Origin of the sequence: Enterobacter cloacae complex sp. P43RS (assembly GCF_014930585.1) — a bacterium.
In the GTDB taxonomy this organism is placed as follows: Bacteria; Pseudomonadota; Gammaproteobacteria; order Enterobacterales; family Enterobacteriaceae; genus Enterobacter; species Enterobacter bugandensis.
In genome coordinates this window covers 226922-242719 of record NZ_JADBRJ010000005.1, presented here as the reverse complement: position 1 = coordinate 242719, position 15798 = coordinate 226922, and the positions used below count along the sequence as shown (strand labels likewise).

At 55.7% G+C, this 15798-nt stretch carries 10 protein-coding genes; 4 read left to right on the top strand and 6 right to left on the bottom strand.

Annotation, left to right across the window (positions count from 1 at the left end; translation table 11 throughout):
• The first annotated feature begins 37 nt into the window (after positions 1 to 37).
• The 4 genes from pncB (at position 38) to aspC (ending at position 5895) form a co-directional block, all read left to right on the top strand.
• Positions 38 to 1240: a nicotinate phosphoribosyltransferase gene (pncB, locus tag IM294_RS12540; protein WP_126817657.1), complete on the top strand. Its 1203-nt coding sequence runs from the start codon at positions 38 to 40 to the stop codon at positions 1238 to 1240.
• A gap of 167 nt (positions 1241 to 1407) precedes the next feature.
• Entirely contained in the window at positions 1408 to 2808 is a 1401-nt protein-coding gene (gene asnS / locus IM294_RS12535; RefSeq protein WP_048960458.1) for an asparagine--tRNA ligase, read from the top strand.
• Between the two features lie 605 nt (positions 2809 to 3413).
• Positions 3414 to 4520 carry a porin gene (locus tag IM294_RS12530; RefSeq protein WP_041910616.1) on the top strand — a complete coding sequence of 369 codons (1107 nt, stop codon included), beginning with the start codon at positions 3414 to 3416 and terminating at the stop codon, positions 4518 to 4520.
• 184 nt (positions 4521 to 4704) lie between these two features.
• Positions 4705 to 5895 carry an aspartate transaminase gene (aspC, locus tag IM294_RS12525; RefSeq protein ID WP_008499949.1) on the top strand — a complete coding sequence of 397 codons (1191 nt, stop codon included), beginning with the start codon at positions 4705 to 4707 and terminating at the stop codon, positions 5893 to 5895.
• Between the two features lie 48 nt (positions 5896 to 5943).
• Here the strand turns inward: aspC and IM294_RS12520 are convergent, their stop codons facing one another.
• The 6 genes from IM294_RS12520 to mukF all read right to left on the bottom strand — a co-directional run bounded on the left by IM294_RS12520 (position 5944) and on the right by mukF (position 15798).
• Complete coding sequence (locus IM294_RS12520; protein ID WP_049136519.1) at positions 5944 to 6591, bottom strand: MBL fold metallo-hydrolase; 648 nt, start codon at positions 6589 to 6591, stop codon at positions 5944 to 5946.
• Between the two features lie 20 nt (positions 6592 to 6611).
• Positions 6612 to 7163: a YcbK family protein gene (locus IM294_RS12515; RefSeq protein WP_048999377.1), complete on the bottom strand. Its 552-nt coding sequence runs from the start codon at positions 7161 to 7163 to the stop codon at positions 6612 to 6614.
• Positions 7164 to 7337: 174 nt separating this feature from the next.
• On the bottom strand, positions 7338 to 9161 hold the full coding sequence (gene ldtD / locus IM294_RS12510; RefSeq protein WP_126817659.1) for a L,D-transpeptidase: 1824 nt from the start codon (positions 9159 to 9161) through the stop codon (positions 7338 to 7340).
• 178 nt (positions 9162 to 9339) lie between these two features.
• Positions 9340 to 13791 (bottom strand): chromosome partition protein MukB, encoded by a 4452-nt coding sequence (gene mukB, locus IM294_RS12505; RefSeq protein WP_193360352.1) that lies wholly within the window; start codon positions 13789 to 13791, stop codon positions 9340 to 9342.
• On the bottom strand, positions 13791 to 14495 hold the full coding sequence (mukE, locus tag IM294_RS12500) for a chromosome partition protein MukE (RefSeq protein WP_008499954.1): 705 nt from the start codon (positions 14493 to 14495) through the stop codon (positions 13791 to 13793). Before mukE ends, mukB begins: the two co-directional genes overlap by 1 nt.
• Positions 14476 to 15798 carry a chromosome partition protein MukF gene (mukF, locus tag IM294_RS12495; protein ID WP_041910621.1) on the bottom strand — a complete coding sequence of 441 codons (1323 nt, stop codon included), beginning with the start codon at positions 15796 to 15798 and terminating at the stop codon, positions 14476 to 14478. The genes mukE and mukF overlap by 20 nt, the downstream gene beginning before the upstream one ends.

Below are 15798 nucleotides of genomic sequence, written 5' to 3'. Positions count from 1 at the left end.
ACTAAACGCTCCCGTGAGAGGATGCTACAGCGCACCTATGACTCAATTCGCTTCTCCGGTTCTGCATACGTTGCTGGATACCGACGCGTATAAACTGCATATGCAGCAAGCCGTTTTCCACCATTACTATGACGTTCACGTCGCGGCGGAATTCCGCTGCCGTGGTGACGACTTGCTCGGTATCTACGCAGATTCCATTCGTGAACAGGTCGATGCGATGCAGCATCTGGCGCTCACCGATGACGAATATCAGTGGCTTTCTGGCCTGCCTTTCTTTAAAGCGGACTATCTGAACTGGCTGCGCGACTTCCGCTATAAGCCTGAACAGGTCACCGTGACCAACGAAAACGGCAAGTTGGATATTCGTCTTGAAGGTCCGTGGCGGGAAGTGATCATGTGGGAAGTGCCGCTTCTGGCCGTCATCAGCGAGCTGGCTCACCGCTACCGTTCGCCTGAAACGGGCGTCGAACAGGCGGTCGCCTCGCTGGAGAACAAACTTGAGGCATTCTCAACGCTGACCGAAGGGCTGGATATTTCCCGCTTCCGCCTGATGGATTTCGGCACCCGTCGCCGCTTCTCTCGCGAGGTTCAGCAGGCTATCGTTGAACGTCTGCAGCAGGAGCCGTGGTTCGTGGGTACCAGCAACTACGATTTGGCGCGTCGCCTCAACCTGACGCCAATGGGCACTCAGGCGCACGAGTGGTTCCAGGCGCATCAGCAAATTAGCCCGGACCTGGCTAACAGCCAGCGTGCGGCGCTGGCTGCGTGGCTTGAAGAGTACCCGAATCAACTCGGGATCGCCCTGACCGACTGTATTACGATGGATGCCTTCCTGCGCGACTTTGGTCCCGAGTTCGCTGAGCGTTACCAGGGGTTACGCCACGACTCAGGGGATCCGGTTGAATGGGGCGAAAAGGCGATTGCTCATTACCAAAAACTCGGCATTGACCCGATGAGCAAGGTGCTGGTCTTCTCCGATAATCTCGACCTGGCGACAGCCGTCGAACTGTATCGTCATTTCAATGCCAGAATTAATCTGGGCTTCGGGATCGGTACCCGGTTGACCTGCGACATTCCTCAGGTAAAACCTCTGAATATTGTGATAAAGCTGGTGGAATGTAACGGCAAGCCGGTGGCAAAGCTCTCCGACAGCCCGGGTAAAACCATCTGCCATGACAAAGCGTTTGTTCGCGCATTGCGCAAAGCGTTCGATCTGCCCCAGATCAAAAAAGCCAGTTAAGCGCTTACGGGAGCCTTCAGGGCTCCCTTCCCTTATTTATTTCTCAATTCTTCTCTTTTGACTGCGAAATTTACTTGTCTGATAGCGGTTGGCAGGTAACATAGATATCCCCCCGTCTTGGGGTGGACAAGTGTTTATTTTTTCCGACTATTAACAGAGAGAATATTATGAGCGTTGTGCCTGTAGCCGACGTACTCCAGGGCCGTGTCGCCGTTGACCAGGAGGTCACCGTGCGCGGATGGGTGCGTACTCGCCGAGATTCTAAAGCTGGCATCTCCTTCCTTGCCGTCTATGACGGTTCCTGCTTTGATCCTGTACAGGCCGTCATTAATAATTCTCTGCCCAATTACAATGATGACGTTCTGCGCCTGACGACGGGTTGTTCCGTTATCGTCACCGGTGTGGTTGTGGCATCCCCGGGCCAGGGCCAGAGTTTCGAGATCCAGGCTTCTGCCATTGAAGTGACTGGCTGGGTTGAAGATCCGGACACCTACCCGATGGCGGCAAAACGTCACAGCATTGAATACCTGCGTGAGGTCGCACACCTGCGTCCGCGTACCAACCTGATTGGTGCGGTGGCTCGCGTGCGTCATACGCTGGCCCAGGCGCTGCATCGCTTCTTCGATGAGCAGGGTTATTTCTGGGTGTCTACCCCGCTGATCACCGCGTCCGATACGGAAGGCGCAGGCGAAATGTTCCGCGTCTCGACGCTGGACATGGAAAACCTGCCGCGCACGCCGGAAGGTAAAGTCGACTACGACAAAGACTTCTTTGGTAAAGAAGCCTTCCTGACGGTATCCGGCCAGCTCAACGGCGAAACCTACGCCTGTGCGCTGTCTAAGATCTATACCTTCGGCCCAACCTTCCGCGCCGAAAACTCCAACACCAGCCGCCACCTGGCGGAGTTCTGGATGCTGGAGCCGGAAGTGGCGTTTGCCGATCTGAATGACGTAGCAGGTCTCGCAGAAGCGATGCTGAAATACGTCTTCAAAGCGGTGCTGGAAGAGCGTCCTGACGACATGAAGTTCTTCGCCGAACGCGTAGACAGCGATGCTGTGGCACGTCTGGAGCGTTTCGTCTCTGCCGACTTTGCGCAGGTGGACTATACCGACGCGGTAGCGATCCTCGAGAAATGCGGTGAGAAGTTTGAGAACCCGGTTTACTGGGGCGTCGATCTGGCGTCTGAGCACGAACGCTATCTCGCCGAGAAACATTTCAAAGCGCCGGTTGTCGTTAAAAACTACCCGAAAGACATTAAGGCCTTCTATATGCGCCTTAACGAAGACGGGAAAACCGTGGCAGCGATGGACGTACTGGCGCCGGGCATCGGTGAAATCATTGGTGGTTCTCAGCGTGAAGAGCGTCTGGACGTGCTTGACGCGCGCATGGAAGAGATGGGTCTCAACCCTGCGGACTACAGCTGGTATCGCGACCTGCGCCGTTATGGCACCGTTCCGCACGCTGGGTTCGGTCTGGGCTTCGAGCGTCTGATCGCCTACGTTACCGGCGTTCAGAACGTGCGTGACGTAATTCCGTTCCCGCGTACACCACGCAACGCCAGCTTCTAAGCAACGCAACAGACAATGGCCAGCATTTGCTGGCCATTATTTTATTCTGCCCTGTCAGTTTTTGTCAGCGTAAAGTCAGCGTTTTTAAACCACTACCCCGTCACAACCGCTACCTGTTACGTTTTGTTTCCGCGAAATATCCAGCCACAAAAAATTAACCTCATTCTTATTGCGATTATTACATTCTGAAGTAATAGCACAAATTTCAACCAATTTTTCAGCCATCCAGAAGTCTTTTTTGGGTCATAAGAAAAAACGAGTCGTTTAACATTCGTTTATAGGAATTGCCTTTATCCAAATTAAACATAAGGAATTCATATATATAGGAAACAAACCGATGCTTAATTCGCCAGGGGGTTCTGAAATTTGAGATGGTTCACAAAGTTCCCAAAAATACACATTTAGTTACACATATTTTCTTTCTGTAACTCAATCTTGAGAATTGTAGCACTTTCAGGCTAGCGAAACGCTTCGGTGAATGGAAAGATGCCTGTCAGATACATAAAGACACCAAACTCTCATCAATAGTTCCGGAAATATTTATTGACAGAATTTATTGACGGCAGTGGCGAGTGTCATAAAAAAACCAATGAGGGTAATAAATAATGATGAAGCGCAATATTCTGGCAGTGGTAATCCCTGCCCTGCTGGTAGCCGGTGCAGCTAACGCTGCAGAAATCTATAACAAGAACGGCAACAAACTGGACTTCTACGGTAAAGTTAACGCCGAGCACGATTTCGTGACCTCCGGCGATGACACCAACAATAACGACGCTACCTACGCGCAGATCGGTTTCAAAGGCGAAACTCAGATCAACGACCAGCTGACCGGTTACGGCCAGTGGGAATACCGCTTCATGGCTAACCAGGCTGAGAACACCGCTCAGTCTAACAAAAACCGTCTGGCCTTTGCTGGTCTGAAAGCGGGCGACGCTGGCAGCATCGACTACGGTCGTAACTACGGTATCGTATACGACGTTGAGTCATACACCGATATGGCACCGTCCTTCTCCGGGATGACCTGGGGCGGTAACTACGTTGATAACTTCATGACCAGCCGCAGCACCGGCCTGCTGACCTACCGTAACAGCGATTTCTTCGGTCTGGTTGACGGCCTGAGCCTGGGCGTTCAGTACCAGGGTAAAAACGACCGTGCTGACGTTAAAACCTCTAACGGCGACGGCGTAGGTTACTCTCTGGGTTACGACTTCGGCGAAGGCTTCGGTGCAATCGCATCCTACAGCAACGCTAACCGTACTCTGAACCAGAAAGCTGATGGCCAGGGTGATAAAGCTGAAGCATGGGGCGTGGGTCTGAAATACGACGCCAACAACCTCTACCTGGCAACTACCTATGCAGAAACCCGCAACACCACCCGTACCGGTTCCAGCGGTGATGCAGGTTTTGCTAACAAAACTCAGAACTTCGAAGTGGTTGCTCAGTACCAGTTCGACTTCGGCCTGCGTCCAGCAATCTCCTACGTGCAGACCAAAGGTAAAGACCTGGCTGCCGTCGGCGGCTTCAGCGGTGGCGATGCAGACCTGGCTAAATTCATCCAGGTTGGTACCACTTACTACTTCAACAAAAACTTCAACGTGTGGGCTGACTACTACATCAACCTGCTGGATAAAGACACCGACTACGCGAAAGCTGTTGGCGGTCTGAACGGCAACGACGATATGGCTGCTGTGGGTGTAACCTACCAGTTCTAATCAGAACACCACTTTGTTATATGCATAATGAACAGGGCTTCGGCCCTGTTTTTTTATGCCTGACAGAAAATAATGGCGACTTTTGAAAAGCCGCACGCTTTTCGTCGCAAACGGTTGGCATTTTGTAAATCTACCGTTAACCTGATAGCGGATTTCACTTCTGTAATCACAATGGAACTTCGTCATGTTTGAGAACATTACCGCCGCTCCTGCCGACCCTATTCTGGGCCTGGCCGATCTGTTTCGTGCCGACGACCGCCCTGGCAAAATCAACCTGGGTATTGGTGTATATAAAGATGAAACCGGCAAAACTCCGGTACTGACCAGCGTTAAGAAAGCTGAGCAGTATCTGCTGGAAAACGAAACCACCAAAAACTACCTCGGTATTGATGGTATCCCTGAATTTGGTCGCTGCACCCAGGAGCTGCTGTTCGGTAAAGGCAGCGCAATTGTGAGTGACAAACGTGCCCGCACGGCACAGACCCCTGGCGGTACCGGCGCGCTGCGCGTGGCGGCGGATTTCCTTGCGAAAAACACCTCTGTGAAGCGCGTATGGGTGAGCAATCCAAGCTGGCCGAACCACAAGAGCGTCTTTAACTCTGCGGGCCTGGAAGTGCGTGAATATGCTTACTACGACGCGGCCAATCACTCTCTGGACTTTGACGGCCTGCTGGCAAGCCTGAGCGAAGCGCAGGCGGGTGACGTGGTGCTGTTCCACGGCTGCTGCCACAACCCAACCGGTATCGATCCAACGCTTGAGCAGTGGGAACACCTGGCGAAGCTCTCCGTAGAAAAAGGCTGGCTGCCGCTGTTTGACTTTGCTTACCAGGGCTTCGCCCGCGGCCTGGAAGAAGATGCCGAAGGCCTGCGCGCGTTCGCCGCCGTGCATCAGGAGCTGATCGTTGCAAGCTCCTACTCCAAGAACTTTGGTCTGTACAATGAGCGTGTAGGCGCCTGTACGCTGGTTGCGGCTAACGATGAGACCGTCGATCGCGCGTTTAGCCAGATGAAGTCCGTTATCCGCGCAAACTACTCTAACCCGCCGGCACACGGTGCGTCTGTTGTTGCGACCATTCTGAGCAACGATGCGCTGCGCGCGATTTGGGAACAAGAGCTGAACGATATGCGTCAGCGTATCCAGCGCATGCGCCTGCTGTTTGTGAACACCCTGGCGGAGAAAGGCGCTGACCGCGACTTCAGCTTCATCATCAAACAGAACGGTATGTTCTCGTTCAGCGGCCTGACCAAAGAGCAGGTTCTGCGTCTGCGTGAAGAGTTTGGCGTATACGCCGTAGCCTCTGGCCGCGTAAACGTTGCAGGCATGACCCCTGACAACATGGCGCCACTGTGCGAAGCGATTGTCGCCGTCCTGTAATTTGCGCCCACAAAAAAGCCTGCGTTAAGCAGGCTTTTTTTATGCTGGTTACCAGACAGGCATTTCATCCTGAAGAAACGGGTTATGGAGCCGTTCATAGCCCAGCGTCGATATCGGACCGTGTCCAGGGATAAACGTTACGTCATCACCCAGCGGCAATAACTTCTGTTTGATCGACTGAATCAGCTGCCCGTGATCGCCGCGCGGAAAATCGCTGCGTCCTACGCCCCCTTTGAAAATCACATCGCCGGAAATCAGCAGACGGGACTGGTCGTCAAAGAAGACGATATGGCCTGGCGTATGCCCAGGACAATGCAACACCTGTAAAGTCACATTCCCTACGTTAACGCGCTCTCCTTCATTCAGCCAGCGATCGGGCGTCAATGGCAGACACTCATCAAGGCCAAACATGCGGCTTTGGGCGGGTAACCCCTGCAGCCAGAACTCATCTTCTTTTTCCGGGCCAATAATCGGCACACCGTAGTGTTTAGCCAGTTCAGCCGCTGCGCCTACGTGGTCGAGGTGACCATGCGTCAGTAAAATCTGCATCAGCGTCACGCCGCTGTCGGCAACGTCCTGCTTGATTTTCTCAGCGTCACCGCCGGGATCGACAAGCGCGGCCAGTTTGGTTTGCTCGCACCAGATTAATGAACAGTTCTGGGAGAACGCGGTAACCGGAATAATACGATAGTTCATACTGCTCCTGTGTTTCGTTATTACCAGTGCCGAACCGGCCCGGTATCAATATGCACAAAGTTGCTGCTGGGGTAATATCCTACACCACCCGCGCGCATAGATAACGCGGCTTTGCGAATATTGGCTAACGAAACGCCTTCAATGTGGAAATCCATTGCCTGTCCCTTCGTGTGGTAGCTTTTTTTCGCTACCCCACGGCTATGGGCGCGCAGTTCATTGTTGGTATCAATTGAGCGATAACCAGAAATAAGCTGCACCGGCTTGCTGGTGCCCAGCAGGCCCTGAAGGCGGAAAAGCTGATCAAACAGTCCTGGGTCGATGGCTTTTACTTTATTCGCGCGGAAATCACGGAAAAAATGGTTGAGTCTTGCTAATTCATCCTGAATATAGCCTCTGCCATCGAAAAACTCCGCTTTTAGCGACTCACCGGTGTGAAGATTGCTGAGCGTTAAAACGCGCGGACGAGGTGTCGAGAGGGTGGCAAATGCTGGCGTCGGTAAGATGGCCGCTGCGCCAAGCGCAACACCACCTAACGCCAGCAGCTTGCGGCGATTAGCGTCAAATTTGTCCATGATAATCAGGTCTACAGGTCAAGGAAATCGTAATATGCTTAGCGCACGAAGGGCACCTTAACTGGCAAAACAGGGTACGTCAAGGCGCCCAACCCCAGTGAATACGCGGCTTACAGCGATATTGGCCCCGATTCACCATAACTTACGACAATCATTTTTCCCGAACTACTTCATTTACCTGATTAATTGTTCCGCTTTTGGCAAAATTTGTGCGCCGGATCGCGCGGTGAGATCATAATTGTAAATATCTGTACGGTACTGAGTGCGACCGTCTTCACCCACAAACGCTGTCAGATAATAAAGATTAACCGGAATGTTGTGGCGAATATTCACGTAGCGCGTATCACCCTGCTTCAGAGCGTCAGAAATACGCGTATCGTTCCAGCCCGCATCCTGCAGCAGCATGTTGGCCAACTCCGAGGCTTTATTCACGCGCACGCAGCCTGAACTCAGTGCCCGGGTATCTTTCTGGAACAGATTGTGGTTCGGCGTATCGTGCAGATAGATAGCATCTGAACTTGGCATGTTGAATTTGTAGCGCCCCAGCGAGTTATGCGCTCCGGGAGCCTGCTGGAAGCGGAACGGTAGGTTGGAGGCCGTGATCGTCGACCAGTCGACCATGTAAGGATCGATCGCCTCTTTACTGTTCCAGCCACGCATGACCGTATAGCCGTGACGTTCCAGATAACCCGGATCGTTCCAGACCTTAGGCAGAATGTCCTTACGCGCCAGCGTCGGCGGCACGTTCCACGGCGGATTAACCACCACATTATTTAACGCACTGCTCATCATCGGCGTTTTGCGGTCCGGGCGCCCGACAATCACGCGCGAGGCCAGCTTCTCGCTACCATCCTGATAATAAACCAGTGAATAGGCCGGGATATTGACCATAATGCCGGTAGACAGCGTGCCCGGCAGCAAACGTAAACGCTGAATATTAAGCGCCAGCACCCCGGCCCGCTGCGCAGGCGATACGTTAAGCCAGTCACGCGTTGAAGGTCCAATGACGCCATCGGCTCCCAGCCCTTGAGCGGCCTGGAACTGTTTAACCGCGGCGACCAGCTCACGATCGTAAGCCTCGGGCTTATTGCTCAGGGTAGTGGCCTTGTTCTCTTTTATGGGCGCTGACGGGCTGACCACCGCGCTTTGCGGATCGTCGCCCGGCAGGGCAATCTTCGGCCCGCCATCAAGAATACCGGAGCGTTTAAGGATCTCGCGCAGGGCTGGCACATCGCTGCTCCACTGACCCGGACGCAGCGTTGCGGTCCCCCGCATTTGCGGCCATGGACGCGAGTCTCCCACCAGCGCGAGGAGCGACTGGTGCATCGTGGCATACTGTGGATGCGCCGGCGCGAGGCTGGCAATGAAGCGCGGCAGGTCGCCGTTATCCAGCGCTAATTGCCACTGGTTAATCACCGACAGGGCTGGCGTCGCCAGCTTATAGGGCTTATCGCTGTACAGCCAGCGGTTGCCATTGACCGGAATACCCGCCACAAACTGCAGGTAGCCCATCATGGCATCGGAAAGGACCACGTCCCGCGCCTGACCGGTGACGGCAGGATCGGTTAACAGCTCAACCCACTTCGTAAACTGCGGCTGGAATCCCGCAATCGCCACTTCCGCCAGCTGTTGCTGGAAGGCGCGCACGGCTTCACGATTTTCCCACATGGGTTTCATATCGCGGGCAGCATAAAGCAGCGTGAGCTGATTGATATAGGCAGGCGTGTAGCCTGAAGGCAGGCCTGTCTGGAGCTGCTGGCTGAGCGATTCAACGTCGATGCCTTCCGGCAGCGGCTTAATCCCGGCCATGATGGCCGTTGCCGTAGACTGTTCCAGCGGCTGAGACAATGACGTCGGCTGCGCGCCTGTCATTGCGGTGCTGTCAGTCGGCACAATTTCAGGCTCGTCGGCCTGGGCGGTTAACAGTGGAGCAAACATCACTGCCAGACATAAACTCAGCGCTGACAGCTGACGACCACATTCTTTCTTTAGCAACATCCCTTGCCCCCTGTTTTCACGACATGCCCATCACGGTGGGGCTTTATTTTATTATAGGTAGACGACAACTCTGTTGCCTTACCTTATGTAAAGAAGTTTAAAGATAACGCAGCCCTGAACACAAGTTAAGAGAATAAAAAAAGCGGCGCTTCTGCGCCGCTCTTTGTAACAAAACGCCTCAGGAAGCGTCTGCCGTGGTTTCCGGCAATGATTCTGGCGGCTGCGGCGCAAAGCCACGCAACCCGACAACGTGCACGTGTTCGCTGTTCTGGAACACTTTACGCACCAGCTTATAGGTGGTGCCTTTTTCAGGGCTGATGTTTTCCGGTGCCGCAATGATGAGCTGCATATCGAGACGTTCGCAAAGCTCAAACAGCGTGGCAATCGAGCGGGCATCAAGACGCGCCGCTTCATCGAGGAACAGCAGTCGGCATGGGGAGATGTCTTTCCCGCGCAGGCGGCGCGCTTCATCTTCCCAGCTCTGCACCACCATCACCAGAATCGACATCCCGGTACCAATCGCTTCACCGGTCGACAGCGCTCCGGATTCCGCACGCAGCCAGCCGTCTGAACCACGGTTTACCTCAACTTCCATTTCCAGGTAGTTACGATAGTCCAGCAGCTCTTCACCGATGGTTTGCGGCGTACGCTGGCCCATGTCAATCTGCGGATTCAGGCGCTGATACAGCTTCGCCAGCGCTTCGGAGAAGGTCAGACGGTTGCTGTTGAACAGATCCTGATGCTGCTCGTGCTGCTCAGAGAGCACGTCCAGCAGCGTCGCGTGGGCTTCACGCACGTTGACGTTAAGACGCACGCTGTTGACCTGACCAAACGAGGCGCTCTGCAGCCCCTGGTTCAGCTGGCGGATACGGTTCTGCTCGCGCTGAATGGTTTTGCGAATGATATTCGCCACGCTGCGGGAGCTGATCGCCAGCTTCTGCTCGCGGGAGGTAAGCTCTTCCGTCAGGCGGCCCAGCTCGATTTCCATCTGTTCGATGGCTTCGACCGGATCGTCGGTACGGATAATGTCCTGACGAATACGCTCGCGCAGGTGCTGATAAACCGCAACGAAGAACTGAATTTTACGTTCAGGACGTTTCGGATCCTCTGACATGCGCAGCACATCGCGCAGGTGTTCGTTATCCGCCACCGCCAGACGCAGCGCACCCAGCGCCTTATCCGACATCGAACGCAGCTCATCGGCAGAAAGGTATGCCAGCTCGCGACGGTGCAGGCGACGTTCAACGTTGTTATCTTTCACCATCCGCATCACGGCGCACCAGCCCGCTTTCGCCGTCACGACCTGCTCGCGCATTTCATGATAGTCGCGCTCCAGCTTGCGCAGGCGGCGGGTCAGGTTATCCATTTCCGCTTCGCAGAAGGTGAGCGCTTTTTCCAGCTGATTACGACGCGCGCGGTTATTGCTGAGCTGGCTATGCAGCTCATCACGACGAATGCGCGCGCGCTCTTCCGCCCCGCTGTCGGCACGAACGCCAATGTCTTGCAGCTCTTTCTGCAGGTCGTTTAACAGCTCTTTCTTGGTGTCGAAGGAGCTTTTCAGCGAAGCCAGTACCTGGTTGTACTGGTTCAGCTGAGCGGAGTGGCTGCGCATCGCTTCGCGAGCGCGGGTACGTTCCGCTTCCGCCTGCTCAAGGCGCTGGCGCAGTTTTTCATTCAGGTCGCTGTTACCGCTCAGCATTTCAGCCGAATCGGAGTAGCCGAAGTGCGCACGACGCTGCACCACTTCCGTCAGGGCAAACGCCTGCTGACGCGCTTCGCGCTGCACCTGCTGCGACCAGGCATAATCTTCTTTTAACTGCTCGAACTGTTCCGGGTCGCTCTGCAATACAGACACGACGGGCTCCAGCTTCGCCAGCTGGTTGCCGTGCTGCTGCACGAAGCGCGCGGCTTCCTGGGCTTCATCCAGACGTTCCTGGATCTCATCCACGCGGTCGGCCAGCGTGTCATCCGCCAGCAGGTTCAGGCGCGGCAGAATGCGGTTAAGGGCAGCGACGCCCTCTTTCGCCTGTTCGAACTGGACGCGGCTCTGCTGGTTGTCACTTTCATGACTGGCAATCGCGCGCTCCAGCTCGCCACGGCGGGTGTTGAGCTTGCGGATTTCCGCTTCCGGGTCGGCTTCAAACGCCACGCCCAGATGGCTGCCGATAAAGCGGCTGAACGCCTGGTGCAGACGCTGGGTTTTCTGTACGTCAAACGACAGAGTGGCAAAGCGTTCAGACAGCGTTTCACGCTCGGCGTGGAGGCTCTCGATGCGGCTTTCGCGCGCGGCGCGGCCAAACAGCGGCAGCTCCGGGAAGCGGGAGTAACGCCACTGGCGGTCGGCGATTTTCACCACCACCGCTTTTTCCAGCTCGTCAACGCTGAAAACGCTGTCATCGAACGACTGCGGATCCCCTTCGATCAGGTAGAGATCTTCCGGGCAATCTTCCAGCCCTGCGAGCTGCTCAGAAATCAGCGACAGATCCGGCACCACAATTGCGTTGCGGGATGGACCGTACAGCGCGGAGAAGTATGGCGCATCGTCCAGGCCAACGTCATCGTAAATCTCAGACAGCAGTACGCCGCCAAAACGCTCGGCTAACGTGTTCAGACGCGGATCTTCTGACCCGCCCGGCTGGCTTAAGCGCTCGATTTCTTCATCGACGTCACGCTTGCGGGCACCCACTTCGTCACGTTCAACAATGGCTTCGCGCTCGCGCTCCAGCAGCTGTTGCAGGTATTCGGTCACCTGCTGGCTGGATTCGAACTGCTCGCCGCATTGTTCGCTGAGCTGGTTCAGGCTGCTTTGCGCTGCCAGCCAGACCGGCGCACGCTGCAGGAGCGCCTTCGAACGGGACTGAAGCTGCTCCAGCTCCTGACGCAGCGTCATACGCTGTTCGCTGGCATTTGATACGGTATCGGACAGGGCCGCAATACGCGCTTCAAGCTCCTGATGCAGGGCCTCAAGCTCGTCGAAATCGTAATGTTTACCCTGACGCTTGCAGAACTCGGCCAGCAGACGTTCGGCTTCCTGCTGCTCGCGCAGACGCTGTTCCAGCTCGTTCAGGCGCATACGCAGCGGCTGCACCTGCTCGGCCAGATGGCGCTGGTTGACGCCGTCGCGCAGCAGTTCACGGGCAACGTCCCAGGCTTCGCTACGCGCCAGCGGGCCGTTAATGGCAACTACCAGCTGATAAGCCTGTTCAAACTGGCTGTGCGCCGTTTGCGCGACGCTCATTTTCTGTTCAAGCGAGAGCAGTTTCTCGGTGGCTTCCTGCTCTTTGGCCTGGAAGGTGTTCAGCCACTCGTCGGCACTTTCCGGCGTCAGGTCTGGCAGATGGCACAGCTCTTTCGCACGCTGTAGCGCCTGTAGCGCCTGGTTGTACTGAATCGCACGCGTCTGCTGCACGTCCAGCGCCTGCTGGTAGTCCGCAAGCTGGCTTTTCAGCTCGTCCACTTCCAGCTCGGCGGCTTCGGCGCGGGCTTCGTTCTCTTCCTGCATCTCGGCGGCTTCGGCCACCACTTCATTCTGCTCTTCGAGACGAATTTGCAGCTCATCGAGGTCCGCTTCGTAGCGTTCGATCTTTTCCTGCTGACGCAGCGCGGTCTGCACCAGGTTCAGGTGATCGCTGGCGGCCTGGTAGTCGGCTTCCAGATCGCCTTCGGCACCGTTGTGCTCACCCAGCTCGCGCGCCATTTCGACGTGCTTGTACTGCTCGGCCACTAACTGTTTACGGGAGGTAAACAGCTCGCGGCGATATTCTAATGCCTGATCGAGATGGACGCGGCGCTCGTTGGCGTGGCGCATATAGTCCGCCGCCACGTAGTTGGTCGCTTCGCTGATCAGATGTTTAAACAGGTCGCGGTCAGACTGGGTAACGCGAATCGCTTCCAGCGTCATGCGGTTTTCACGCAGTGCCGCCTCCATGTCCTGGAAGGCCTTACGCACGCCGCTGTTTTCCGGCAGCAGGTAGTCACGCAGGGAACGGGTAATGGCGCTGGAGATACCGCCGTACAGGGAGGCTTCGATCAGACGGTAGTATTTACTACGGTCTGAAGCGGTGCGCAGACGGCGCGCCACCACGCCCAGATCGAACATCAGGGAGTGGTAGTCGGTAATGGAGTTGAACTGCTTAAACTGCACCCCTTCGATGGCTTCAAGCTTGTCCTTCAGCTCCTGCAGCGTCAGGACGCGCGCCTGGCGTTCATTCAGCGTTTCCGTCAGCAGCGCGGTCGGCTGTACGGAGGTTGGCAGCCCCTGAATGGCGAACGGTTTGATATCCACTTTACGGTCGCGGCCGGCAACCTGTTGCAGACGTACGCCCACCACCACGCGCTGGTGACGGGAGTTGATGACGTCCAGCACGGAATAACAGACGCCCGCTTTCAGCTTACCGTGCAGGCCTTTATCGCGGGAGCCGCTTGTCGCGCCCGCTTCGGTGGTGTTACGGAAGTGAAGCAGCGTCAGGTCGGGGATCAGCGCCGTTACAAACGCCGCCATGGTGGTGGATTTACCTGCCCCGTTACCACCGGAGAGCGTCGTGACCAGCTCATCCAGATCGAAGGTTCGGGCAAAGAAGCCGTTCCAGTTAATCAGCGTCAGTGAGCGAAATTTACCGCGTTCAATCATTACTCTTCCTCCCCGCTATCCGGCAGATTCTCTTCATGCTCATCATTGAGCTGCAAATGGTTTTCCACCGGCATCGCTTCACCGTCGCGGATCATGCGAAGCTGCGCTTCACGCGCGTCATCGCCCGCACGCACGTCGGCGCCGAAGCGGAAGACCGATTCCGTGATGCGGAATTTGCTGCTGTCGTGGCCCATAAACCAGACCATCCCCAGACGGCGCAGACGGTTCAGGGAAGAGCGAACCTTTTCCTGTAATTTCTGACGGTCAAGATCCGACCCCGTCGAACGGTTATTCACCAGCTTAAGCAGCTTGCTCTCATCCGCCAGCGTCAGCAGTTCATCGTACAGCTCCTGCTGGGTGAAGATGCCTTCATTTGCCAGGCGTTCCGGGCTGAGGTAGAGATAGCAAAGAATTTTGCCAACCATCATGTCCAGCTCGGAGAGCACGGAGCGCGGGATCAGGGTCGTGGAACGCGGGCGCAGATAGAAAAAGCCTTCCGGCGCGCGGATAAGCTCCACGTTATAGCGGGCGTAAAACTCTTCCAGGTACTCCTGGAAGTCCATCAAAAAGGCGTGATTATCCAGCTCGTCCAGGCCAATGTGACGACCGGCACGCAGCTGGCTGTCCAGCGCCGGAAATAACGGATTCGCCAGCGCCTGTGCCAGCTTAACTGGCATCACTTGTTCAATATTTGTCAATGACATGCGCCTGTACCTTGGCTCCGTAATCGTTAATTGGCTGCCACTTCGGCGGCAGTCCGGTAAAGTCTGCTTGCGCGATACCCAGGCGCACCGCCTGGTCTACCACAATGCGGGCAACGTCGAAGTGGCGCGCGCGCGGATATTGCGCCAGATAGTCGCGCACCACGAGCCCAAGATCCAGCGGCGCTTGTCTGGTTTTGTAGACGGCGAGCTGTTCTTCGATCATCGCCGCAAGTTGCTCACGAATTTCGTTGAATTCTTCGTACTCCAGATCCGGCGGCAGTTCACCGGTGACCTCTTCATCGCGCAGCGCCATCTCTTCGTCGCGCATATCCAACAGACGATCGGCATTGGCATAGGTTAGCGCCCACGGTGCATCAAAGTAGGTCTGTACCGACTGACGAAGACGCTGAGCAAAGACGCGGTTTTTATCCATATCAATCGCGGTACGGATAAATTTATGCACGTGGCGGTCATAGCCGATCCACAGATCGATCGACTGCTGGCCCCAGCTGATAATGCGGTCAAGTTTGCTCTGCAGATCAAACACCAGACGGTCGATAAAATGCAGATCGTCGTGCGCCAGGGTCGCATCCTGGATGCGCAGCAGGTTGGCCTGCAGCTTGTCCCCTGCGGCCTCCAGCGTATCCTGCAGCTCACGCAGCGTACCGGAGGTTTCTGACAATAAAAGTTCACAGCTGGAGATGGCCGCACGCCAGTCTTTGTTCAGCAGCTGCGCGATATCGTCTTTCACCTGCTGCTGCTGCTCGTCCATCAGACGCTGAGTGAGATCGATACTGTCGAAAATCTCGGCCACCGAGTATTTCAGCGGCGCGTAAACGTTGCGGTGCCAGTGGAATTCGTCACCGTTTTCATCGGCCGCGTCGGCGGCACGTTTAAGCTCACCCGCCACGATCGAGAGCTGCATGGAGAGACGCAGCGTGGAAAATTCGCGCTGGCGAATGTAGTAGTCGGTGATGCCGATGCCCAGCGGGGTCAGGCGATAGATGGCGTTTCCTTCCGCCTGCTCGCTGGTAAAGCGGTTCAGCAGACGTTGACGCACCATATCGTTTATTGCGTTATTGGCACGCACGCTAATGGTTTCGCTGGTTTGCTCAAACGCATCACTGACGTGGCGGAACGCATCCACCAGTTCACCCTCGCTCATTTCACCATCCAGCCGTTCGCCGTTCAGCGTGGCAACCGCCAGCAGGAAAGAGAGTCTGTCTACCGGCAGCGAGATGGAGAAATCGTTTTTCCTGGCCCAGGCAACCAGTTCGGGGACTGTCTGGGAAAATTCACTCAT